We start from the raw sequence: 24,189 nt of genomic DNA, 5'->3' as shown, positions 1-24,189 counted from the left end.
GCTAAACCTCCTAAGAATACGCTTGAAAGAAAACGCTTTTACGTGATTATTTTACTATATTTTACTTAAAAAAACAACAAATTTAGTTAATCATTTCTTTTTTTTACTTTATTATGCTACAATACTTTAAAAACAGAAAAAGAGGCGCAATTAACTTATGGCTACAATTAAAGATATCGCTGAACAAGCCCACGTTTCCACAGCTACTGTTTCGCGTGTTTTAAATTACGATAAGTCTATGTCGGTTAGTGATGAAACGAAAAAACGGATTTTTGACATTGCTGAAAAATTAGACTACACCAAACATAAAAAAAGTACTCCAACCATAAAAGCAACGAATAAACTCGCCATTGTTCAATGGTATACTGAAAAAGAAGAACTCGATGATTTATATTACTATTCAATTCGCGTGGGTCTTGAAAAGCATGCTCAAGAGTTAGGCTTTGATATTATTCGTGTCTTTAATAATGCACCCTTAATAAATTTAGCAAACACTGACGGTATCATTGCTATTGGAAAATTTAGTCCTGACCAAATTAAACAGCTTGAAAATATAAACTCGAATCTTATTTTTGTAGATAGTGATACTTTAAATGCCGGTCATAGTTGTGTTTGTACCGATTTTGATAATTCTGTCATTAACGTTTTGCACCACTTTTTAAATAATGGACAGACAAAAATTGGAATGCTTGCCGGTGAAGAAACAACAGCTGATGGTAAAATATCTTTAATTGATCCTCGGTTTAACACATTTAAAAACTATATGTCAGATCAAGGCCTTTACCACCCTCGCTATATTTATGTTGATTCTTTTACAACAGAAGCTGGTTATCACATGATGAAACAAGCTATTAAAGATTTAAAAGAAGATTTGCCACAAGCTTTCTTTGCTGCTAATGATGCTTTAGCTGTTGGTGCTTTACGTGCCTTACAAGAAGAACAAATTGCAGTTCCTAACCGTGTTAGCCTAATTTCATTCAATGACACTTCGATTGCAAAATATGTCTATCCCTCATTAAGTTCAATTACTGTCTTCACGGAAGAGATGGGCGAAACTGCTGTTGACTTGCTAAAACGTATTTTAGATGGTTATGATTCTAAGGTCCCTCGAATGGTAAAAATTTCCACTAAATTAACCTTACGTGGTAGTAGCATCAACTAAAAAGGCTTAGTATTTCTAAGTCTTTTTTGTTGTCTAAAATCCCCCCTACGCATTCAGAAACTTATTTCTAGTTGTTCTCAACACTATAACAAAAGAAGGACTTGGGATAAAAATCCCAAGCCCTTCTTTACTAGTTACTCTTGTCTTGATACTTCCAGACATAATTTCATTTTATTTACTTTCTAAATGCAACATAGTGTCTTTAAAACTTACTTTAGTTCCCGAAGGATGTTCCAAATCTATCGTCTTAAATTCATCTGAATTTGTTACTGTAACAATTACAGTATCGTCTAAGCCAGCTTTTTTGATTGTAGGATCCCAGAATTCAAGTATCTCATCACCTTTTTTAACTTTTTGTCCTTCAGTGACATATGAAACAAAACCTGTACCCTTTAACTTGACGGTACCTAAGCCCACATGAATTAATAAAACTATCCCATCTTCAGAAACTAAGCCAACCGCATGACGAGTAGTAAACACTTGTCGAACAGTTGCATCAAATGGTGCAAAGACACGACCATCGCTTGGTTTAACTGCAAAACCTTTTCCTAATTTACCAGATGCAAATGTTTCATCCTTGACCTCACTAAGTTCCATTAATGTTCCATCAATTGGTGAGTTGACGCTTAAGGTACCTTCAACAACACTCGTTTCTTCACCTTCGCTAAGATATTCATCCCACGTTGCTTCTAATTCTGTAACTATCTGTGCATGTTTTTCTTCTGTTAGTTTAACTTTAAAGAAGAAGACCAAACCACCTAATATAATTAAGATGAACGGTGCACCGAAAACATACCATTTAAATGCTGAAATGCCATGTGCTGTAACTGTTGAAGCAGTTGCTCCCGTTGTCATACCTGCGGCAACTGCTGCAACCCCAATAACAGAGTTTGAAACAGCTCCACCAAATTTATCTAATAAGGGACGCACAGATAATGTCAAAGATTCATCCCGATGTCCTAATTTTAATTGCCCATATTCAACACAATCAGTAATTGTCATTAATACAACTAAGAAAACTAATGGTTGTGGTATAAAGAATAATTCAGCTGCAACTAACACAATTGCAAGTGATTTGCCGGCGAAAGCAAAAACGATAATCCCACAAAGCATGATTGTAATACAAATAAAGAATAAATTTCGTCTATTTATTTTATTCGCCAATTTAGGGAAAAGTGAAACTGACAACAAGCCGACTAACGTATTTATTGTGCCTAAGATTGAAAATTCAGCTGCATGACCCAAAACGTACGTAAAGTAGTATAGTTCCGAAGAATTTAGAATACTTACCCCCGTTGTATATAACACGTATGACAATGCAATTGCCATTAATTGATCATTACTTACTAAAACACGTAGAACATCTTTAAAGCCTGTCTTTTCCGTGTTCTTACGTAAATCAGAATCTATTTCATGCGTGCCTAAACCAACTGCAACAGCCGTTAAGAATGAAATTAAGGCAACGATAAAAGCAAACCAGAACCAACCTCTATTATCGCCTGCACCGCCATTTCTATTGATAGAAAAGAATAAAATAATCGGCATAATTACAACACCAACAATATTCCCACCAATAGTTGAACCAATACGAGCAAATGTTGCTGTTTTCTCACGCTCTTGTGAGTCAAAAGATAGCGCTGGAATCATTGACCAAAAACCAATATCTTTAAACGAATAAAAAATATCCATTGTAATGTAAATAATAGCAAATAATATTAAGTATAAAATTGGATTAGTCTTGTTTAAACCACCCATATTTGTGAATAACGTTAGCAATGCTACCGAACTAATGAATCCACCAATGACAACCCATGGTTTAAACTTTCCCCAACGTGTGCGTGTATTATCGATAGCGTTTCCAATAAATGGATCGATAACTAATTCAATAATTCGCAAAACGGCTATAATATTAGTTATATATAAAACCATTCGGTCGTTTTGAGTTGCATTACCTGTGTTGAATAAATGTGAGGTAACAAATGTAATAAAATATGTTGATAATGTCGCATAAAAGACATCATGACCAAAAGCCCCAAATGAATACGCTATTCTTGATTGAGCACTATTACCTTTTGGAGATTCGAGTTGACTGGATTTTTCCATAATATCCGTCCCCTTTTTATATAGTTTCTTTACAATGATTATAGTAAACGATTTCAAAAACAAATGCAATAGTTTTTAGTAAAAATTCAGTAATATTAACTCGTTTTTTTACTATTTATTACTTTTAATTCTGTAAATTCAATTTTATTATAATTTTTTTACCGTTACGCATTAAAAACTCCGTAGCCGGGAAAACTACGGAGAAAAGGAGTTATTATTGTAGTATCTTCCAAGTATCGGGGGAACACTTGAAAATTACGATCTATTTCTTTAGGGGGGAAATAGTTTTGTTATGAAAAAAGTTTTGTTATTGGGTATGTTTATATAGTAGCTAACATCTATGAATTGTTTGTGAAATTTAATAGAATCAATTTCTAATAAAGATTGTCATTTTATTAAATCACTAGACTAGATTTTTATTCAAAATATGCTTTTATTATTTCCTGATAGGTTCCACACGTTGCTAAAAAGCTTGAGATTGTTGTGAACTCATTAATCTGATGTGCATTTTCCCATGCAGCTGGCCCCAAGATAATAGTTTGAATCTGCGGATTACGTTGTGTAAATACACTTGCATCAGTCGCTCCATTAATTACTTTTAGATTAATTGCCTTTGAAAAATGCTTAGCAGCTATTTTTTCTGCTTGTTGTACAAATTTACTTTGTGGATTAACTTTAACTGGATAAAAATTATGTAACACTGAAAAAACTAATTTATAATCCGTTTGTTGATTAATCTGAGCTATTTTTTCTGCAATTATATCAACTATTTGTTCATTAGAAAAAGAAGGTGTCGGTCTTATATTTCCAGATAATTCGGCATAATCAGGAATTATGTTAATCTGTGAACCCCCGTTAACTAGCGTTATACTATGCTTTACTTTTCCTAGAGTCTCATCTCCTGGATCTTGATTAAACAATGTATTTTCTGCATCAATATATTTCACTAATCCATTAATCGCATTAATTCCAGATTCTGGAAACGAACTATGAACTGCTCGCCCATAACTTTTAACTTGGTAATTAATTGTTCCTGCATGTGCATATACGATTTGGCCATTCGTAGGCTCTCCTACAATCATTCTATCAACATCATCAAGCACGCCTTGCTTGGCTAATCGATATGCTCCTGGAGCTCCGAATTCTTCCCCCGCCGTAGCAACAAAGCGTACAATGCCATCTGGTTGCCAGCCTGTTTCAATCAATTCAGCCAATGCTATTACTTCAGCTGCCAACCCACTTTTCATATCTGCGCTACCTCGCCCAAATATTTTGTCTCCAACAACTCGAGCTTTAAATGGATTAGTTTGCCATTTAGTTTCATCATTTACCGCAACAGTATCTTGGTGTCCTGCTAAACAAAAAACTTTATTATTCCTTTGTTTTCCAAATTCGGCAATTAAATTTGCTTTATTCTCAGCAAAACGATCAATTTTAGTTTCAATTCCATAGCTATTTAAAAAACTTGCTAAATATTGTGCGACCTTAATTTCATTACCATTAACTGAATTAATAGCAATCAAATCTGTTAATACCTTTAACTTAGCTTCTTTATCCAATAACTCACCTTCTTTAGGCATTTTTATGGTTAAAAATTTTGGCTAAAAAATCACCAACTAATTGCACTATTATAACAAGTATTAATACTAGTAGCGTCGCTACAAACGTAGTGTCATTAGCAAAACGATTATATCCATATGCAATTGCCATATTCCCTAATCCACCCGCACCAATCGCTCCAGCCATTGCTGTAAGTCCAATTAAGCTAATCAATGTCACTGTAGTGATACGAATTAACTCTGAACGAGCTTCACGTAAATAAACATCAAACACAATATCACTAAAAGTTGCACCAACTGACTGTGCTGCTTCAATGATTCCTTGATCAACACTTTTCAGTGCTACTTGAACTTGACGAGCATAAAAAGGAAAAATTCCTAACGACAATGGAACTAAAGCTGCTGTTGTTCCTATTTGTGTTCCTACAATCAAATTAGTAAGTGGCGCAATAAAAGCTAACAGAATAATAAATGGGATTGCACGAAATAATGATACAACTTTATCAAAAAAACTAAACAAACCGCGATTAGCTGAAATTCCGTCTTCATCGGTTAATACAAGTCCAATTCCAAAAATGAATCCTAATACTCCGCCAAACAAAGCTGACCAAAATGTCATATATAATGTCTGTCCAATTGCTGGTAGCCATCCGCCATCACCTGTCCAGCCTTGAAAAACTACATTCGGCAAATATTTAGCAAATAATTCACTCATTTAGCACTGCCCCCTTCTACAAGAGTTTGCTCAGAAATTTTAGTTATAATTATCCTTTGTGATTTCAAATATTCAAGTGCCTGTTTCTGATTTTCTAGAGAACCTTTAATAATAACAAAAAGTGTGCCCACAGGAGTTCCGCGTAAAACCTCAATATTACTATAAATAATATTGGCTTCAACTCCAAAATCCTTATATAGCCTAATCAATATTGGTTCACTAACATTTTTATCACTATACGTCAGTTGGAATATTTGCTCATCTTGCTGTAGTTTTGCTAGCTGATAATCTTGTAACGTTGCAATAGCTTTAGCTGAACCACCAATAAATTCACGAGTTATTTTTTCTTTTGCATTAGTAAAAATCTGTAATAAATCTCCGCGTTCTACAATTTCACCACTATCCATTACAGCTACTTTATTAGCAATTCTTTTTACTGCATCCATTTCATGAGTTATTAAAACAACTGTTAGTCCAAGTTTTGCATTTAAATCCTTTAGCAAATCTAGGATTTGAATCGTATTTTTAGGATCAAGAGCTGAAGTTGCCTCATCAGAAATTAGGATTTCTGGATCATTAGCCAATGCCCGAGCAATTGCAACCCGTTGCTGTTGCCCACCAGACAGCTGAACCGGATAGGAATTTTCTCGACCATCTAACCCCACTAGATTCAATAAATTCTGCGCTTTTTCTTGAATCTCTTTTTCTTTAAGGCCACTATGTTTAAGTGCAAAAGCTACATTTTGGATAATTGTTTGCTCATTAAGCAAATTAAAATGCTGGAAAATCATTCCAATTTTACGCCTTTTTTCACGTAATGTTTTTGTATCTATTATATTTTCTGTCTGCTCATCTTTTTGATATAAAACTGCTCCACCTATCTCAACACGCCCAGAGGTTGGTAGTTGCAACAGATTAATAACGCGTACTAAAGTTGATTTACCTGCTCCAGAATAACCCACGACACCATAAATATCGCCTTTATTCACATGCAATGTTACTTCTTTTACAGCATCAATTCTCTTGTTTTTCTGCTCAAAAGTAACGTTAATCTTATCCAATTTAATGATTTCCTCACTCATAGTACACCTCATATTCTAGTTGTTTCTTTATTATTTCAACTTAATATCCCAAGCTGGAATTTCAGCGGTTCCATATTCTTTTTTAATTATTTTCTTTGTTTTAGCTGTTTGGTATGCTTTAACAACATCCTTATAAGCTTGCTTGTCCTTATCTTTCTTATTGGCTGCAATGATGTTAATCCATTGCTCTGAATCTTTATTAACAGGTTCAACGTAAATGGCTGTCTTATAGTTAATGTTTGCAGCTTGTGCATAGTTCGTATTGATAACAGCTGCTGTAACATCAGATAACGAGCGTGCTGTCTGACTGGCATCTAATTCTTTGATTTGTATATTTTTAGGATTACTCTTAATTGATTTTACAGTAGCTAAATCTGTGCCTTTTTTCAAAGTTATTAATCCAGCATTTTTCAATAAATATAATGCTCGTGACTCGTTTGTAGCGTCATTAGGAATAGCGATTACCGCTCCATCAGGAATATCCTTTACACTGCTTACTTTTTTTGAATATAATCTAATTGGTGTGATAAATGTCTTACCTATTGCTACAATCTTTGTATTATTAGCTTTATTCCACGACTTCAAAAAAGCATAGTGTTGAAAAGCATTTAAATCAATATCTCCATCTGCTAAAGCTTTATTTGGTTGTGTATAATCTGTAAATTTTTTGAATTTCAACGTAATATTGTATTTCTTTTTAACTGTTTTAGATACACTTGCCCAAATTTTATCATCCTGTTTTACTCCAGACATAATTCCAATTGTAACTGTTTTACTTTTTGTTGTTGTTTGACCACCAAAACTAAAATATCCTGCAACTGCAATTACTAAGATAACTATGATTCCAATAATAATATTTTTCTTTTTCATGTTAACCAACCCCAATTATTTATTTTTTTAACTATAAACAACACTTTTACAACAACACATTTTCTTTTCCATAACTGCTTTACCCCCACATTCCTAATTTACTTCTAATCGACTTTTTCAAGATACAAAAAAACCCGTCCTTATAACAAGGACGGGTAAACCCGTGGTACCACCTTTATTTACAGTTATCAAAACTGCCTCGGCGAACTGCTCTAATTAACTACAGAATTAGAATAGTTCTGCGATTGTAACGTCCGCAACCACGTCAACAGCTAAAAATTCACCATTGCCACTCCGAGTCCATCTTCCAAAATCTCTTTTTGCTTCTTTGCACCAACCAGAAGTTCTCTGAAAAAATAAATTTTGTACTCTACTCTTCAATATGTTTAACTCGATCAAAAGTTCTATGTGATTCATTCTAATGCATTTTTTATTTTTGTCAAGCAAAACTTTTTATTTTTTAATTTTATAATTATTGACTATCCTGTGACAACAAACATAACGTTTTACTATTTTATTATTAGAAAATCTATTTTGCTTCATTTCATCAAATTTTTGAATAGCGTTGTTTCTAAATAAAAAAAGTTAGCTAGAAAGTACTATTGTCCTAAATCGAGCAATTAAAAGTTGCTGTTTTCTGATTTAAAAAGATTAAGCGCCACTAGCTACCTTTTAGAATATTCTTTTATACCAAAAACTTAGAAATAAAAAAAGCCCAAGATAAAATCTCGGACTCTTTCGTGGTGAGATGCAGCGACCTTCCGAACGCGTTTGCGCCGATCGCATTCCTTCACCTTGGTTTGGCACCATTAATAGTATCGCATGCTATCGAGATATGGTCAACTAGGAATTAGTTATCAACCTGGGATTTTGATTAACCAATTTACGGAGTTAAGTGCGACTAACTACCACTTAGCACATATTTTCACAATGATCTTTGGGAAACAAAAAGAATCCGCAACATAATGTTACGGACTCAAGGGAGTTATTATACTTTCAAAAAGTAACCATTACTTCTTGTTAACTTCAATTGTCGGGGAGAACGCTTGAAGCTCTCATCAACTTTCTTGGGGAAGAGGGGGAAAGTATTGTTATGAAAAAAGTTTTGTTATTGGGTATGTTTATATACTACCCAACATGTATGAACAAAATATGATTTTCTATTGAAAGCTTTTTTATAAAACAAGGAATAATTAAAACATTATCCTATTAACAATCTTTTCAGCTGACATTTCGGCATCTATACTATCAGCTATTTGTCCAGCCATGAAAGCTCCTGTCTTGATATCACCTTTTTGAACAGCTGCCTTTAAAGACTGATTTGTGGTCTCAGCTACATTTTTTAATACCCTTGCATAATACCCTGACGCCGTTTTTGCTAGTTTTGTCCCTGGATTTTGACTAGCAATGATTTTTTGCTTGTAAATTGGTGAGATTTGACATTCCTTAGCTAATAAAAATGCCGTTCCAATCTGAACACCAATTGCCCCCATTGCCTTTGCAGCTTCATATGTCGTATGATCATAAATACCTCCCGCTGCTAAAATTGGTAACGTTGTTAACTTAGCAATTTGTGGTACTAATGTAAATGTCGTTTCTGTACCTACATGTCCGCCTGCCTCTAAACCTTCTACAATCAAACCGGCAATTGGTAGCTGCAACATTTTCCGTGCTATCTTAGCATTTGGAACAACTGGAAAAACTTGTACATTATGCTTTTTTAAATTTTCTAGATACTTCTTAGGATTGCCAGCTCCAGTTGTAATTACAGGAATTTTCTCCTGAAAAATTACTTCAATTAATTCTGCAATATTATCCTCTAATAACATTAGATTAACACCAAACGGCTTATCTGTAATTTGGCGTGTTTTTTGAATCATTTGTTGTAGTTGTTCAGCACTTCTTCCTCCACTCCCAATAATACCCAGTCCACCAGCATTTGATACTGCAACTACTAATTCCGGATTACTTGCCCATGCCATGCCTCCTTGGAAAAGCGGAAACTTTAAACCTAACTTTTGATACCATTCCATTTTCTATCACTCCTAGTTTAACTTCAGTCTATGCAATTTAGGTTCACTCTAATAACCAACCAATATCTTTGTCATTAACAGTATAAATAGTTCCAGTTGTTTTTATATCCAATAGATATTTAATTACAAAATTAGCGACATCTTCACTACTATCAATCTGCCATTCATCTGGCAATGCTGATAAAAACAGGTTTCCCTATAAAAGAACAATGAGTTGTAAATGTAATCCCATAAGTGTAATATTTAAACTGCTCGTAAAAATTCCAATAATCTTTTAAGGAGAATTAAAGTGACTACGCTCAGATTTCAGAGTTTCGTTTTAGTTTCATTATCATTTATCTTAGGTTTCAGTGAATTCATTATTGTTGGTATTCTTAACAATGTTGCCACGCAATTCAACGTATCAGAAGCTGCCGTTGGACTTTTAGTTACTTTATTTGCAATTGTTTATGCGATAGCAACACCCATCATTAGTTTGTTAATTGGTAAACATAGTTTATATCGCTGTTTGATTTTTTTATTAATCATTTTTATCAGTGGTAATTTACTAACTGCACTAGCACCTAACTACACTATATTAGCTTTTTCAAGAATTCTAACCGCTCTTGTTTCAGGTGCTATTGTCTCTTTGGCTATTACTTTTGGCTCTTTTTTAGCTCCACTTGATAAAAGATCTAGCTTAATTGCCTTAATTTTTTCTGGTTTTAGTGTCGCATCTGTTTTTGGTGTTCCTTTAGGTACTTGGCTTAGTAACTATACTAGCTGGCGTAATGTTTTTTGGATAATAAGTTTTTTAGCGCTAATTACCTTGGCGCTAGTTGCAAAATGTTTGCCTAGAAATCTGCGACAACAAAAAACTCTCAATTTTTTAAGTCAATTAAAAATTTTCACTGATAATCGCATCAAATTAGGTGTTTTTTTGCCTGCACTTAATATGGCTGCTATTTATGTTGCTTATACCTATCTCCAACCGCTTTTTTCGCAAGCTATGCATTTCAAGACCAACACGATTGCTCTTTTACTCTTCACATACGGCTTTATGTCATTATTAGGCAATGTTTACAGCGGGCGGTTAGCTGATGATTATGGTCTAAAAGCTATGTCTATTGTTTTTTTGTTACAGTTTTTTCTATTAGTTAGCCTTCCGTTAACAATGACTAATAGATACATCGGCTTATTTGCTATCATGTTTTTAGGCTTTCTAATGTACTTAGTTAATTCACCTGCTCAAATGTTCTATCTCCAAATTGCAGAAAATAAATTTCCTCAGTCACTTGTTTTAGCATCTTCATTCAATTCAATTTTTGCTAATTTAGGTATTGCTACTGGTTCAGCCATTGGTAGTCTTCTCTATCTTCATACTGGTTTAAGTGGTATCGGCCCTGGTGGAGCATTCTTTGCCTTTTTAGCTATTATCATTAATTTAAAACTGAGCCAATTAAATAAAAATTAATTAGTTTCAATGACCGTTTGACTCAAACCTAATTGCTCTATTAAGATCAATATTCAGAGCAATTATTTTATACATAACTTTAAATACACAAAAGAGCCCGGATAGTTTAATCACGGACTCTCTTAAAGAACATATACTACAACTTAATTAAAATTGATCAATCAACATTTGACGAATCTCTTTCAAATATGGTTGACGTGGGTTAGCTGGTGTACATTGATCGTTATAAACCAAGTCCACTAATTTATCCAAAGAAGCATCAAATTTTTCTTTTGTTACCCCATTTGCAGATAATTTTGGTTCTACATCTAATTGCTTCATTAACTCTGCTATTTTTGCGCAAAGAGCTTCAACTAACTCTGCATCACTATTACCCTTCAACCCAAGAGAACGTGCAATATCTGCGTAATCTTTTTGACCACGATATACTTCATAACGTGGGAATGGTGTTCTCTTAACATTGCCAGCAGCACCATTAAAACGAATCACATGGTTCATCGCAATTGAAATCGCCAATCCATGAGGTAAACCAAATTCACCACCTGTTTTATGTGCAATTGAGTGGTTAATACCTAGAAAAGCATTAGCAAAAGACATACCTGCTAATGTAGCAGCATAATGCATATTTTCACGTGCATTTTCGCCCTTTAGCGTTGGTTGTTTTGGATCATAGTTATAGGAATCTACTAAATTCTCAAAAACTAATTTAATTGCTTGTAATGCCCATGGACGTGTGAAATCAGAAGCCATAACAGATACATATGATTCCAACGCATGCGACAATGAATCCAATCCTGATAATGCTACAGTTCTTCTTGGAACTGTCATAACAAATTCTGGATCGACAATTGCAACTTGTGGTGTTAATTCATAATCTGCTAGTGGATATTTAACATGTGTTAAATCATCTGTAATAACAGCAAATGGTGTTACTTCAGAGCCTGTTCCTGAAGTTGTTGGGATAGCAAATAATTTTGTATTTGTTGAGTGATGGAATTTAACAATACGTTTCCGAATATCTAAATATTTCTGTTGTAAACGAGTAAACAACTCACTAACAGCTTCATAGCTATCCAAGAATCCATCTTCTTGATTTAATGAATATTCATAGATATAGCGTGCAATCTTAGCAGCATCCAAAGCGGAACCACCACCAATAGCGATAACTGCATCTGGCTTAAACTGTTCCATTTGTTTTGCAATTTCAATTGTTTGTCCCAAAGTTGGATCAGGATGTACCGTCCCATAAATAGCTGTTTTAACTTCATTATCACGTGCATCTAACTGAGAATAAATTTTGTCAACAAAACCAAACTGTACCATGCCTGGATCGGCAACAATAAATGCCCGTGTAATTGTTTCGTATTCATCTTGCAAATATGAAATCGCATTCTTCTCGTAATAAACTTTTTCTGGTAAGCGAACCCACTGAGGACGATTACGACGTTTAGCAACCGTCTTAACATTCAATAGGTCAAAAGTCGTTAAATTATGTGACAATGAATTTTTCCCCCATGATCCTGTCCCAAGTGTCAAACTAGCGCGTAAAGCATCTGTATACACATCACCAATACCACCGATTGAGTCTGGTTGGTTAACTAAAATACGTGCTGCTTTTGTCTTGTTTCCATATTCTTTTACAAATGGATCTGCTTGAGAGCCAATTTGAATAGCTGCATTATGCCCAGCACCTTGATAATCTAATAACTTAGCTACGATGCTGACACCATCTTCACGATCTTTAGCTTTATATACTGATAATAACGGAGATAACTTTTCAGATGAAAGTTTTTCGCCAATATTTTTAGGATCAAGTTCAAATAGCATTACATCCTTACCTTGTGGTAAAGTTACTCCTGCTTTACTTGCAATCCAGCTTGCTGGCATACCAGCAACTGGACCATTAACACCATGTTTATCATTGAAGACAAAATCTGCAATTTTGTTATAGTCTTTCTTAGGTACTAAATAAGCACCTTTTTCTTGAATTTTTGTTAGCCATTCTTTATAGATAGGAGCTTCAACAACAACTGAGTTTTCAGTTGCACAAATCATACCATTATCAAAGCGCTTAGATAAAAGTAAATCTTCAATTGCGCGATCAACATGGGCTGTATGATCTACAAAAATTGCACCATTTCCTGCACCAACACCAAGTGATGGGTTACCTGACTTCAAAGCTGCATTAACCATTCCAGGACCACCAGTTGCCAAGATAGAAGCAAGTTTCGGATTTTGAATTAATGCTGTTGTATTATTTAATGACGGTGTGTCAATCCATTGAATAATATCCTTAGGTGCACCAGCTGCCACTGCTGCATCATAAACAATTTTTGCAGCATGCGCTGAACTCTTTTGTGCTTGCGGATGGAATGCAAAAACAATTGCATTACGTGTTTTCAGTGTGATTAACGATTTAAACATCGTTGTTGATGTTGGGTTTGTTGTAGGTACGATACCTGCTAAAACGCCTAATGGAGCAGCAATTTTTATCTCACCTTTTGCTTTATTTTCTTCAATAACTCCAACCGTTTTATCATCTTTAATCGCATGATACACATTTTCAGTTGCAAAGCGGTTCTTGGTATCTTTATCTTCAACAACGCCACGTCCGGTTTCATCAACTGCTTCGTGTGCTAAAAGTAGTGCTGCTTCGGAACCTGCAAGAGCTGCAGCTGCAAGTATTTTATCAACTTGTTCTTGCGTATATGTTGCAAAAATTGCTTCAGCTTTTAACGCTTTTTCCACCAAAGTATTCGTATATTCACGTGCTTTATCCATTTCTGCTGCCTTATCTTCAGGAGTAGAAACTTTTTTAATTGTCTTGTTCTCAGCCATCTAACATTACCTCCAGAATTCTCAAAATCATAATGTGAATTTCTTCACTAATAATAATACCCCTAAAAGGTATCGTTTTCAACATTATTTTACTCGAATTTTTGTTCCATGTTGGGCAACTGTCAGCTAATCCGGATATAACTTAACTAATTCCATATGCAATGATAACATTTACTTTGTGAAGTTGCAAGGGCTTACATAAACGAAAGTTGATGTTCTTAGCAACCTTGTTACACACTTCACATTGCTATTCTAATAGCTTTTTAATAAAAAAATCTTTATATTTCAAGTGCTTTAAAAACTCCCTCTTATTTTTTCACATACTTTCTGTTTTTATATATCATTTCTGATATTATTTAAAAATATTTTAACCAAAAAAATTTAAAAAAAAATAAAAGTTTTTTTAACTCACCCTATAAAAATACCATGTTAAGCCATTTTTCGTAAGTTAAATTTTAATACCTAATCTACGTGAATTTATATATATGTATTATTAGAATACTAATCAATTATTAATAGTTACATTTGGGAACTACTCAGATCATGCTAGATTAAATACTAAATATTTTTAATTAAAAATGCTATATTGTGACTATTTATACTTATAAATGTAGTTTTATCCTGTGTAATAGTCCTTATTCATCTTCCAAATTTAATATGCAATATAATCATCTAGCTTTTGAACATCACGAATAATTATCCTTCGCTTCCCCTTACTATTCTTACCAAATTCAATTACTTCTTCTTCTTTTAGTTTTCGCATCATTCTACTAACACTTGCATAATTTGCAATACCACAAAAGCCAGCTATATCTTCATTTGTAACATCAAAGTCAATTAGTATTTTAGAGCTATTCGGTAACGATGTTCCAAACTTCAAAACCATATCTCGCAAAAAGTTAGCTAATGCTCCTAGTTTTCCATTCATCGTCAGGCGTTGTAATCGCGAAAAATTTTCAGATAATCGATGGCGGTAATATTGTTTTACATAGTTTTGTAACTGTGAATTATTATTAACATACTTCCAAAAATTAACTCGATTAATCTGGTAAAAAGTTGCTTTTTCTGATTCAATTCGTACATTGAATGGCTGCTCGTCGTACTGCAATGCCTCATCATGTAATAATGAAATTACATCTGGCTGATTAATATACGAAATATTGAACTCACGCCCATCTTGCAAAATAACGGATGTTTTAATTATCCCGTCTTTTAATATAAAGACACTTGCCGCTTTAAGTCCATGGAATGTCAAATATGTATGATAATCCTTTGTAATAGTTGAAATTTGCCTATCTTTTAAAAAATTAACTAAATAATCTATATCCTTATTAGTCATTTTGTCTCCTTATAAAACCTAGTTTTTACTTAATACTACATAATACTATGCTGAATATCTTCATATAACATTATCATTTGATAATATCTAATAATAATATATTAGGATGCCAACTTTCAATAATATTACTTGGCAATAAATACTCTACACATAGCATTTATTATTACTAGTGTACAAAAAAGAAAGAAGATGAAGTACAAATGATTGAAATTGAACTTCCTTATGATCATGGAACCATCACTGCAAAAATAGAGGATCAAAACTTTGCAGGTTCCTTAGTTTCACAGGCAGCGACATATCATGCTAAATACTCAGAAAGTGAACTAGTCGAAAGATCTTTAGATAACCCCATTGCTTCTCCTACACTAGAAGACTTAGCTAGAGGTAAAAAGAATATTGTAATTATTTCCTCAGATCATACTAGACCTGTACCCTCAAAAATAATTACCCCTATTTTGTTACGCAAGCTTCGTTCGACTGCACCAAATGCACGTATCAGAATTCTTGTTGCAACTGGTTTTCACCGTCCTTCAACTAAAGAAGAACTAATTAATAAATACGGCAAAGAAATTGTAGCTAACGAAGAAATTGTTATGCACTATTCCGAGCATGATGAAGATATGGTAAAAATCGGTAAATTACCTTCTGGTGGTGACTTAATCATCAATAAGGTTGCTGTAGAAGCTGATTTACTTATCTCTGAAGGCTTTATTGAATCACACTTTTTTGCTGGTTTCTCAGGTGGTAGAAAATCTGTTCTTCCTGGTATCTCATCTTACAAAACAATTATGGCCAATCATTCAGGTGAATTTATTGGAGACAAACATTCTCGTACTGGTAATTTAAACCATAATTTAATCCATGCAGACATGGTTTATGCAGCCAAAAAAGCTAAGTTAGCCTTCATTTTAAATGTTGTTCTTGATGAAGACAAAAGAATCATCGGTTCCTTTGCTGGTGATTTAGAAAAAGCCCATAAAAAAGGAACTGAATTTGTAGAATCCTTATCTCAAGTTGCTGCTATTGATTCTGATATTACTATTTCTACTAATGGCGGCTATCCACTTGATCAAAATGTTTATCAAGCTGTCAAAGGGATGACTGCTGCTGAAGCAACTAATAAAATTGGCGGAACCATTATCATGGTTGCTGGTTGTAGAGATGGGCATGGCGGTGAAGGTTTCTTTCATAACATTGCTGACGTTGCTGATCCAAAGGAGTTTTTAGATAAAGCAATTAACACTCCGCGCTTAAAAACCGTCCCTGATCAGTGGACCTCTCAAATTCTTGCACGTATTTTGGTAAATCACCACGTTATCTTTGTTTCAGATCTTGTAGATCCAAAATTAATAACTGACATGCATATGGAACTTGCAACATCGTTAGAAGAGGCTATGCAAAAGGCCTTTCAGCGTGAAGGCAAAGCCGCTAAAGTTGTTGTCATTCCTGATGGACTCGGTGTCATTGTAAAAGGTAAAAACTAGCCATGGAAATAGACAAAGTAAAACAGATATTCCAACTTCTCTCTGAACAAAAAATAACTTTTGAAGATGCAACTAAAATAATTAATAATTTCGGTTTCACTGATCTTGACTTCGCTAAAGTTGATACTGAACGAAAAGTTCGAACCGGTGTCCCTGAAATTGTTTATGGCGAAGGGAAATCTGCTTCTCAAATAGTTAAAATCGTTACAACAATGTTGCAAAGTCAAAATAATATTCTCGTGACCCGCGTTACTCCTCAAAAAGCTAGCGACGTTACCAAATATTTACCTGAATTAACCTATGATACTTCCTCTAAAATGTTATTGTGGAAAAAACATACACTGCAAAAAACAAAAGGAAAAATTGCTGTCGTGACTGCTGGAACTTCAGATTTACATGTTGCCGAAGAAGCAGCACTCACAGCTGAAATGTTTGGCAATAATGTTACTAGAATCTATGACGTCGGCGTTGCTGGAATTCATCGCTTGTTTGCACGAATTGATGCTATCAAAGAGGCACGTGTAGTTATTGTGGTTGCTGGAATGGAAGGTGCATTAGCTTCTGTTGTTGGTGGACTTGTCACCTCACCTGTAATTGCAGTCCCCACCAGTATTGGTTATGGTACCTCATTTCATGGAATATCCGCTTTACTAACTATGTTAAATAGTTGTGCTACCGGTGTTACTGTGGTCAACATTGACAATGGCTTTGGTGCTGGCTACTCTGCAAGTAAAATAAATCATTTAGGGGAGTATACAAATTGAAAACTTTATATTTAGATCCTTTTTCTGGTGTAAGTGGTAATATGCTCCTTGGAACATTATTTGATCTTGGATTAGATTTTAATGCGTTTAAAAATGAGTTAGCAAAACTTAAACTAACCGGCTATCATTTGTCATTAACAAAAACAACAAAATCAGCAATTACAGGACATCTATTTGAAGTTAGTCTAACTAGTGAATTTGCAAATCATCATGTTGATGAAGGTGCACAAAAAATTCATCATCACGGTAGAAATCTTGCAACTATTGAAGACATTATTAACAACTCTACTTTAAATGCTCACATCAAAAAATCAGCATGTACAGTATTTGAAGAAATTGCTAAAGCAGAAGCTCATGTCCACGAAAAAAAGATTGATGAAATTCATTTCCATGAAATTGGTGCCATTGATTCTATTATTGATATTACTGGTTTCTTCATTGGATTAAATCTTTTAAAAATAGATAAATTAATTTGTGGGCCTTTAGTCGATGGAACAGGGACGATTAAAGTTGCCCATGGCGTAATGCCTGTCCCCGTTCCCGCAGTAATGCAAATGCGAACAAATAGTGCCATTCCTTTTAGACAAAGAATGGATGTAGATACTGAATTGGTTACTCCAACAGGATTTGGAATTATAAAATGTGCAACAACAACATTTGGTGAAGTTCCTGAAAATCTAATTCTTGAAAAAATTGGCTACGGTTTTGGTACTCGCCAAATAAATGGGTTAAACGCCCTAAGAAGCTGTATTTATAATTCATTGCTTAGTAACCAAAAAGTTATCCACTCAAAAGATCAAATTATCTTAATAGAAACAAATCTTGATGATACTACTGGACAAGAATTATCCGATGTCATGGCTATATTACTTACAAATGGCGCTAAAGATGCTTGGGTCGAACCAATTACAATGAAAAAGGGGCGTCCAGCTCATAAGCTTTGCTTATTAGCTGATCCGACTAATAGCGAGACATTAACTAAAATCATTTTTGAACACACATCATCAATTGGTGTCAGGCAACAATTACTAGATCGCAAGATTATGCAACGAGATCTTAAATTACTTAAAACAAAGTTTGGTAATCTACATGTTAAATACCTATCCTATGCAGGAATAACAAAAGTTTCACTAGAGCATGATGATCTAGTTAGCTTAGCTCAAAAAAATAAATTACCTATTAAAAATTTAGAAACTAAAATCATGAATCTTATTCAATCTGATTAAATAGTGTGAAAGGAATCTTAAAAATGAATACATTAGTCGAAAAAGAAAAAAAATTACAAAATAGCTTAGCCAGTTATAATCGTGTTATCGTTGGCTTTTCTGGCGGAATTGATTCAACCCTTGTCTTAGATGAAGCTCTTGATGTCCTTGGTAAGGAAAATGTTTTAGCTGTCGTTGCCAATTCAGAGTTATTCTCTGACGATGAATATGAAAAAGCCATCCATTTAGCCAAAAAATTAGGTGCTCAAGTAAAAGGGGTACACCTAGACTACTTAGCTGATGAGCATATTAGTAATAATACCCCTGATTCATGGTATTATATGAAAAAAATTTTCTATACTCAAATGCTAGCAATAGCTAAGCAATTTAATGCTGATATTGTTCTTGATGGCATGATTATGGATGACAACTCCGATTTTCGTCCTGGTCTTCGTGCAAGAGATGAAGCAGGCGCTCTTTCAATTCTACAACAAGCCGATATGTATAAAACAGATGTCCGCAAATTAGCACAAGATTTAGGACTTACAAACTGGAACAAACTTGCATCTTGTTCAGTGTCATCTCGCTTCCCATACAATACTAAGTTAACTAGTGCAAAGTTACGTCAAGTTATCTCAGCCGAAAAAGCTTTAAAGGAACTAGGCTTTATGTCCGTTAGAGTTCGCGTTCATCAAAATGTTGCCCGAATTGAGGTTCCTGCCGCAGACATTTCAAAATTAATCGCTGAAAGAACCAAAGTAACTGAAACGTTAACTATGATAGGTTATGAGTATATTACAGTTGATCTACAAGGATTCACTAGTGGTCGGATGAATCAATCACTTTCAAATGCAGAAAAAGAAAGTATTTTAGTGGGGTAATAATCGAATGCACTATTCTTTATTTATACGTTGTCTGGCGGAATTTTTTGGTACTGCTATTATGGTCGCTTTAGGCAATGGTTCAGTTGCTAACGTTGAATTAAAAGGGACTAAAGGGTTTCATGGCGGTTGGGTTTTAATTGGCTTTGGTTATGGAATAGGTGTTATGATTCCCGCATTGATGTTTGCCACAATTTCTGGTGCTCAGATTAATCCTGCTATGACTATCGCCTTAGCTGTCACAGGTAGTTTTCCTTGGAAAGAGGTTATTCCCTATGTTGTCTCTCAATTGCTTGGAGCAATTCTGGGGCAGGTGCTAATCATCTTAGCTTATAGTCCTTATTACAATAAAACAACTAACTCAGAGGCAATATTAGGTACGTTCGCAACAATTGATGCTGCTCATAGTAAACTAAATGGTTTCATCAATGAATTTATCGGTACATTTTTATTAGTATTTGGTGCGCTATTTATTACCGTTGATAAAGTTGATTCACGTGCTGATTTTATCGGTCTAGGTTTTCTAGTTATGTGTCTAGTTATCTCGTTTGGTGGTCCAACTGGACCCGCTTTAAATCCTGCTAGAGATTTCGGGCCTAGATTACTTCACGCAATATGGCCTTTTAAACTTAAAGGCAGTTCACAGTTCTCTTATAGTTGGGTTCCTATCTTAGCCCCTATTCTTGGAGCTACCGCCGCCACAACCATCTATCAGAATGTTTTTAATTAAGTAAAAAGCGGTTCGGTTAGTGCTTTATACCGAGCTGCTTTTTTGAAAGGAAAATTCTATGAAAAAAAAGTTATTTAAAAAATCTTCTAACTATTATCTACTAATTGCTATCCTACATCTCTGCACCTTTTCTTGGATTTGGATCATTGCTAAACAATCGCCCACCCAATTAGGATTAGGTTTCGTTGCATATACATTAGGCTTACGCCACGCATTTGATGCCGATCACATTGCCGCAATCGATAATTCTGTTCGAAAATTAGTTAACCAAAAACAAAAAGCTACTGGAGTTGGTTTTTACTTTTCTTTAGGTCATTCAACTGTCGTTATTTTTATTGTATTATTGTTAAATTTATCTGCTACGTTATTCAAAGAAAAAATATCTTTTCTTTCTAATTTAGGTGATAAAACAGGTGGCATAATCTCTGGAACTTTTTTACTATTTTTAGCTGTTAATAACCTAATTATCTTACTAAATATTAAAAAGCAACTAAATCATACCAGCCTTGAAGAAAACCAGCTTAATAACTTGTTAAATTCCCGTGGGCCACTAACAAAAATTTTAACCCCTTTTTTGCGAATGGTAACTAAAGCATGGCACATGTATCCCATTGGTTTTTTGTTTGGTTTAGGGTTTGATACTGCAACAGAAATTGGATTAATTTCAATTTCTGCTGAAAGTAACCGTTTCGCCTTAGGTTGGAATAGTATGGTTTTTCCCTTGCTTTTTGCAGCTGGCATGATGCTAATGGATACAACAGATTCTGTTATGATGTCAGGTGCCTATAATTGGGCCTTTTCAATGCCCGAAAGAAAGCTACATTATAACTTAACAATTACTTTTATTTCTATAATTGTTGCTTTTCTTATTGGTAGTATCGAACTACTTCAATCTGGAACAATTATTTTTACAAAACTCAGTAAATTAAATCTTTGGCTAGCAAATATAGATCTTAATTCACTCGGTATTTATATTGTTATTCTATTTTCTCTCTTATGGGCATCATATTATATAGGTTGGCAATATAAAATTCAAAAGTCCAAAATCTAGCTGCTTTATATTTTATCTAATCAACTTATCTACATCTATAATATTACCTACTGCTAGCGTGTTAAACGCTAGTTTTTTTATAACATCACATCTATCTTTTTATTTTAAACTAGTTGTAATTTTTTAAGGAAGCTACTATACATTTACGCGTTGCCTCTACTTTGTTTAAGGATTCCCTTTTTCTCAGCCCATGCTTGTAATATCGTAACTGCTATTATACAACCCCCACCGATGAGTTCATCCACACTAAGACTGGTACCTAACAAAGCGACAGCTAAAACTGTTGCTACCAATGGTTCAAAAGCACCTAACATCCCAGTTAAACTTGTTGAAATATAACGAGTGCTTGCCAAGAAAAATAAATAAGCAAACAACGTTCCTGCAATTACAATATACACAACCAATCCCCAATCAAAAAATGTTAACTGTGGCCAAGGCTTTAAAACTAGATTTGGTAAAAAAGCAAATTCACTTATTATCATTGCTGTGCCTATTAGCGATACAGTTTGATAACGTTGCATTAAACCTTCTGGAATAACAACCTCCATTGCTGTACAAAAAGCAGCTAATAATCCCCATATACAGGCCTCAACAGAAAGTGATAACCTATCTAAATGTCCTCCCGTAATCAACATAAATGTTCCCATAATCGCAATTACAACTGAAAAAACATCTATCCTTCGCGGTAAAGCCTTTTTAGCGATAGCTGTATATGCAATGATAATAATTGGTGATAAAAATTGAATCGTTGTTGCTGTGGGTGCATTGCTTAAACTAACTGCCACAAAGTATGTGAATTGTGATCCTCCAACTCCAATCAAGGAAAAAAGAATTAGTCTAATCCAATTCGTTCGCTTTTTTATTATTCGGCTAATTTCCCCAGGGTATTTGTAATGTGACCAAATACTCAATAAAATTCCCGCTCCCAATAATCGTTGCGCAACCAACCACGCTGTATTTATCTGGGCATGTGCATATAGATACTGAACTGCTACACCAGAAGTTCCCCATAATGAAGCTCCTAGAATTGCTAAAATAATTCCTTTTTGTTTACTACTCATTTTTTATATTAACACTCTTTTTCTAAGTGACTAAACCACTAAAAAATTAAAAGCAGCACTAAAATGGCTACTTCTAAGAAGGCATCACTTTTTTACTTTGTTTCCAATTGCTCATTATACAGGAAAACATCCGAGTGATTAATAGAAATAAGCCTATATTCCAAAATTACTATTAAAGAGAATGGCAAAAGACATATAGCTAGTTGCACCTTCATAAATTTGATGTATTTTTTACTTGTATTATTTACCCATATATTGTAATTTTAAATTATTTATAATGTATTAAAATTTTTCTTAAATATATAATTTTAGATGAGGTTATTTTCATGTCAAAAAACAGACTAGAAGCATTCAGCGACGGTATTTTCGCTATTCTTATTACAATCATGGTTTTAGAACTAAAAACACCTACAGATGGGTCGTGGCAACAGTTGTTAAAACCCGCCTTTTTTTCAACTTTATCAGCCTATATCCTAAGTTTCTTTTTTATTGCTAGCTTTTGGATTAGTCACCATACTATAATAAATCCTGTCCAAACCGTTGATAAAAAATTATTATGGACAAACATCTTACTTCTTTTGCCTATTAGTTTATTACCTCTCGTAACTGCATGGCATGGTGAATTTCCAACTGCAGTTGCACCAAGCGTCTGCTACATTTTAATTTATGTCTTATCTGTCTTAGGTCTTTATGTATTAGGACAAGTATCATTAAATAGAGTAACTAGCAATAGCCGGCACAAATGTTATCTAATTAATAAAACACGGTTGCATTTGGTTGTCTTTGGTTTTCTATCAACCGCACTTACTTTTTTGATTCCACTAATTTCTTCTATTGCCGTTTTTGCAATTTTAATTTATTGGTTGATAAGTTCAACTATCCACGACAAGTAATCTCCCTAACATTAATTAAGCAACACTTCAAACTCTTATATGTAGAGTACGAGAACCAGAAAAAAAATGCATTTTTTCAGTCATCTGTCGTCTGGTTCTCAAGTTTATTATTGCATTATAATTTTCGATATTCTTCCATCTTGTGTTGAAAAATTGCTTCTGTCATTCCATATGCTGTAAAAGTAATAGCATTTGCTCCAGCATCAATAGTTGCTTGAATATCTGCTTCTGTTTTACCACCTGACGCAATTATTGGAAAATTAGGTGCATAATCTTTTATTTGTTCACGCACCCAAGTTACAAGCTGTGGTGTGTTTTTACCGCCTGCAATATTAAAAGCTTGTACGCCGGCTTTAATACTTGCCTTTAAATCTTTATTTTGATTAACAATTGTGTATATTATAGGAACATCCACAAATTTATCAACCTGCGCAATCGTTTCAATGGTGGTTGGTGCATTTAAAACCACTGCCTGAACCCCATGTTCCTCTGCAAAAAGTCCTACCGTGGCTGAACGCAAGCCTTTGGTTAACCCACCTCCAATTCCCGCGAGAATTGGCACATGTGAAATCGTTGAGATAGCATCAATTATCTTAGTATTAGGCGTCCACGGATATACTGCCAATACAGCATCGGCATTGCAATTTGCAATCACAGCAACATCCATTGTGTAGATAATACTTTTAATCCGTTTCCCATATAAATTAATTCCTGAAGCATTTTTTATCACTGTAGGTGCCTTAACAATATCTGAGCGTAATGCAGAATCTAAAATTGGAACTTCTTTTCTTTTTTCTTTCAAATTTTTCACCTCAATCTAAAATTATTGCAAGTAAGATAATCGTATTTTTTATACTAATTTATTTTACTCAATCATTATGCAATATTTTTAGAAAAAGTAAAACAAATAACATAAGTAAAAATATCATCTTTACTTAGTTATTTGTTTAAAGATAGTAGCTATCT

20 protein-coding genes and 1 other annotated feature are annotated in these 24,189 nt (G+C 34.2%); of the genes, 9 read left to right on the top strand and 11 right to left on the bottom strand.

What is annotated here, in order from left to right; genetic code table 11:
• The first annotated feature begins 157 nt into the window (after window positions 1–157).
• The gene (locus LB941_RS00570; protein WP_253358546.1) at window positions 158–1,162 is read left to right on the top strand and encodes a LacI family DNA-binding transcriptional regulator; all 1,005 of its coding nucleotides are present in this window, start codon (window positions 158–160) and stop codon (window positions 1,160–1,162) included.
• A gap of 171 nt (window positions 1,163–1,333) precedes the next feature.
• Here the strand turns inward: LB941_RS00570 and LB941_RS00565 are convergent, their stop codons facing one another.
• The 7 genes from LB941_RS00565 to LB941_RS12505 form a co-directional block, all read right to left on the bottom strand.
• Window positions 1,334–3,265, bottom strand: coding sequence for a sugar MFS transporter (locus LB941_RS00565; RefSeq protein WP_253358544.1), 1,932 nt, complete (start codon window positions 3,263–3,265; stop codon window positions 1,334–1,336).
• Window positions 3,266–3,681: 416 nt separating this feature from the next.
• Window positions 3,682–4,824: an ArgE/DapE family deacylase gene (locus LB941_RS00560; protein WP_253358542.1), complete on the bottom strand. Its 1,143-nt coding sequence runs from the start codon at window positions 4,822–4,824 to the stop codon at window positions 3,682–3,684.
• A gap of 13 nt (window positions 4,825–4,837) precedes the next feature.
• On the bottom strand, window positions 4,838–5,539 hold the full coding sequence (locus LB941_RS00555) for a methionine ABC transporter permease (protein ID WP_253358540.1): 702 nt from the start codon (window positions 5,537–5,539) through the stop codon (window positions 4,838–4,840).
• Window positions 5,536–6,621, bottom strand: coding sequence for a methionine ABC transporter ATP-binding protein (locus tag LB941_RS00550; RefSeq protein WP_253358538.1), 1,086 nt, complete (start codon window positions 6,619–6,621; stop codon window positions 5,536–5,538). Before LB941_RS00550 ends, LB941_RS00555 begins: the two co-directional genes overlap by 4 nt.
• Before the next feature lie 30 nt (window positions 6,622–6,651).
• Window positions 6,652–7,491 carry a MetQ/NlpA family ABC transporter substrate-binding protein gene (locus LB941_RS00545; protein WP_275979965.1) on the bottom strand — a complete coding sequence of 280 codons (840 nt, stop codon included), beginning with the start codon at window positions 7,489–7,491 and terminating at the stop codon, window positions 6,652–6,654.
• A gap of 144 nt (window positions 7,492–7,635) precedes the next feature.
• Window positions 7,636–7,881 (bottom strand) — a binding site (T-box leader).
• Between the two features lie 803 nt (window positions 7,882–8,684).
• Complete coding sequence (locus LB941_RS00540) at window positions 8,685–9,524, bottom strand: NAD(P)H-dependent flavin oxidoreductase (protein ID WP_253358535.1); 840 nt, start codon at window positions 9,522–9,524, stop codon at window positions 8,685–8,687.
• Between the two features lie 43 nt (window positions 9,525–9,567).
• Window positions 9,568–9,699, bottom strand: coding sequence for a hypothetical protein (locus LB941_RS12505; RefSeq protein WP_275979964.1), 132 nt, complete (start codon window positions 9,697–9,699; stop codon window positions 9,568–9,570).
• A 114-nt stretch (window positions 9,700–9,813) separates the two neighbouring features.
• On the opposite strand from LB941_RS12505, the gene LB941_RS00535 reads away from it, so the two are divergent.
• The gene (locus LB941_RS00535; RefSeq protein WP_253358534.1) at window positions 9,814–10,977 is read left to right on the top strand and encodes an MFS transporter; all 1,164 of its coding nucleotides are present in this window, start codon (window positions 9,814–9,816) and stop codon (window positions 10,975–10,977) included.
• 147 nt (window positions 10,978–11,124) lie between these two features.
• Here the strand turns inward: LB941_RS00535 and adhE are convergent, their stop codons facing one another.
• Window positions 11,125–13,758, bottom strand: coding sequence for a bifunctional acetaldehyde-CoA/alcohol dehydrogenase (gene adhE, locus LB941_RS00530; RefSeq protein ID WP_425270467.1), 2,634 nt, complete (start codon window positions 13,756–13,758; stop codon window positions 11,125–11,127).
• A gap of 709 nt (window positions 13,759–14,467) precedes the next feature.
• A complete protein-coding gene (locus LB941_RS00525; RefSeq protein WP_253358530.1) occupies window positions 14,468–15,154 on the bottom strand; it encodes a Crp/Fnr family transcriptional regulator in 687 nt (228 codons plus the stop codon).
• 200 nt (window positions 15,155–15,354) lie between these two features.
• Between LB941_RS00525 and larA the strand changes: the two genes are divergently transcribed.
• From larA to LB941_RS00495, 6 genes are read left to right on the top strand one after another with little or no spacing between them, the layout of a single operon-like run.
• Window positions 15,355–16,638 (top strand): nickel-dependent lactate racemase, encoded by a 1,284-nt coding sequence (gene larA, locus LB941_RS00520; protein ID WP_253358528.1) that lies wholly within the window; start codon window positions 15,355–15,357, stop codon window positions 16,636–16,638.
• A gap of 2 nt (window positions 16,639–16,640) precedes the next feature.
• Entirely contained in the window at window positions 16,641–17,402 is a 762-nt protein-coding gene (gene larB / locus LB941_RS00515) for a nickel pincer cofactor biosynthesis protein LarB (protein ID WP_253358526.1), read from the top strand.
• Window positions 17,399–18,628, top strand: a complete 1,230-nt coding sequence (larC, locus tag LB941_RS00510) for a nickel pincer cofactor biosynthesis protein LarC (protein ID WP_253358524.1) — start codon at window positions 17,399–17,401, stop codon at window positions 18,626–18,628. The genes larB and larC overlap by 4 nt, the downstream gene beginning before the upstream one ends.
• Before the next feature lie 23 nt (window positions 18,629–18,651).
• Window positions 18,652–19,488, top strand: a complete 837-nt coding sequence (larE, locus tag LB941_RS00505; RefSeq protein WP_253358522.1) for an ATP-dependent sacrificial sulfur transferase LarE — start codon at window positions 18,652–18,654, stop codon at window positions 19,486–19,488.
• 7 nt (window positions 19,489–19,495) lie between these two features.
• The gene (locus LB941_RS00500; RefSeq protein WP_253358520.1) at window positions 19,496–20,218 is read left to right on the top strand and encodes an MIP/aquaporin family protein; all 723 of its coding nucleotides are present in this window, start codon (window positions 19,496–19,498) and stop codon (window positions 20,216–20,218) included.
• 58 nt (window positions 20,219–20,276) lie between these two features.
• Window positions 20,277–21,269 carry a HoxN/HupN/NixA family nickel/cobalt transporter gene (locus tag LB941_RS00495; protein ID WP_253358518.1) on the top strand — a complete coding sequence of 331 codons (993 nt, stop codon included), beginning with the start codon at window positions 20,277–20,279 and terminating at the stop codon, window positions 21,267–21,269.
• 143 nt (window positions 21,270–21,412) lie between these two features.
• Here LB941_RS00495 and LB941_RS00490 read toward each other — a convergent pair whose 3' ends face one another.
• A complete protein-coding gene (locus LB941_RS00490) occupies window positions 21,413–22,330 on the bottom strand; it encodes a DMT family transporter (protein ID WP_253358516.1) in 918 nt (305 codons plus the stop codon).
• 326 nt (window positions 22,331–22,656) lie between these two features.
• Here LB941_RS00490 and LB941_RS00485 point away from each other — a divergent pair, with 326 nt between their 5' ends.
• A complete protein-coding gene (locus LB941_RS00485) occupies window positions 22,657–23,223 on the top strand; it encodes a TMEM175 family protein (RefSeq protein WP_253358514.1) in 567 nt (188 codons plus the stop codon).
• Between the two features lie 115 nt (window positions 23,224–23,338).
• Here the strand turns inward: LB941_RS00485 and LB941_RS00480 are convergent, their stop codons facing one another.
• Complete coding sequence (locus LB941_RS00480) at window positions 23,339–24,025, bottom strand: hydrolase (RefSeq protein WP_253358512.1); 687 nt, start codon at window positions 24,023–24,025, stop codon at window positions 23,339–23,341.
• Window positions 24,026–24,189 lie beyond the last annotated feature (164 nt).

The sequence above is a fragment of the Ligilactobacillus ubinensis genome, assembly GCF_024160875.1.
GTDB lineage: Bacteria > Bacillota > Bacilli > Lactobacillales > Lactobacillaceae > Ligilactobacillus > Ligilactobacillus ubinensis.
Note: the sequence above shows the minus strand (reverse complement) of the source record. Positions and strands in the feature narration are given on the sequence as shown.

Coding starts and splice junctions, on each gene's coding strand:
- LB941_RS00525 (WP_253358530.1), bottom strand. CDS start 15,154: ATGACTAATAAGGATATAGATTATTTAGTTAATTTTTTAAAAGATAGG.
- larB (WP_253358526.1), top strand. CDS start 16,641: ATGGAAATAGACAAAGTAAAACAGATATTCCAACTTCTCTCTGAACAA.
- larE (WP_253358522.1), top strand. CDS start 18,652: ATGAATACATTAGTCGAAAAAGAAAAAAAATTACAAAATAGCTTAGCC.
- LB941_RS00495 (WP_253358518.1), top strand. CDS start 20,277: ATGAAAAAAAAGTTATTTAAAAAATCTTCTAACTATTATCTACTAATT.
- LB941_RS00500 (WP_253358520.1), top strand. CDS start 19,496: ATGCACTATTCTTTATTTATACGTTGTCTGGCGGAATTTTTTGGTACT.
- LB941_RS00485 (WP_253358514.1), top strand. CDS start 22,657: ATGTCAAAAAACAGACTAGAAGCATTCAGCGACGGTATTTTCGCTATT.
- LB941_RS00555 (WP_253358540.1), bottom strand. CDS start 5,539: ATGAGTGAATTATTTGCTAAATATTTGCCGAATGTAGTTTTTCAAGGC.
- LB941_RS00540 (WP_253358535.1), bottom strand. CDS start 9,524: ATGGAATGGTATCAAAAGTTAGGTTTAAAGTTTCCGCTTTTCCAAGGA.
- LB941_RS00490 (WP_253358516.1), bottom strand. CDS start 22,330: ATGAGTAGTAAACAAAAAGGAATTATTTTAGCAATTCTAGGAGCTTCA.
- adhE (WP_425270467.1), bottom strand. CDS start 13,758: ATGGATAAAGCACGTGAATATACGAATACTTTGGTGGAAAAAGCGTTA.
- larA (WP_253358528.1), top strand. CDS start 15,355: ATGATTGAAATTGAACTTCCTTATGATCATGGAACCATCACTGCAAAA.
- LB941_RS00565 (WP_253358544.1), bottom strand. CDS start 3,265: ATGGAAAAATCCAGTCAACTCGAATCTCCAAAAGGTAATAGTGCTCAA.
- LB941_RS00545 (WP_275979965.1), bottom strand. CDS start 7,491: ATGAAAAAGAAAAATATTATTATTGGAATCATAGTTATCTTAGTAATT.
- LB941_RS00570 (WP_253358546.1), top strand. CDS start 158: ATGGCTACAATTAAAGATATCGCTGAACAAGCCCACGTTTCCACAGCT.
- LB941_RS00550 (WP_253358538.1), bottom strand. CDS start 6,621: ATGAGTGAGGAAATCATTAAATTGGATAAGATTAACGTTACTTTTGAG.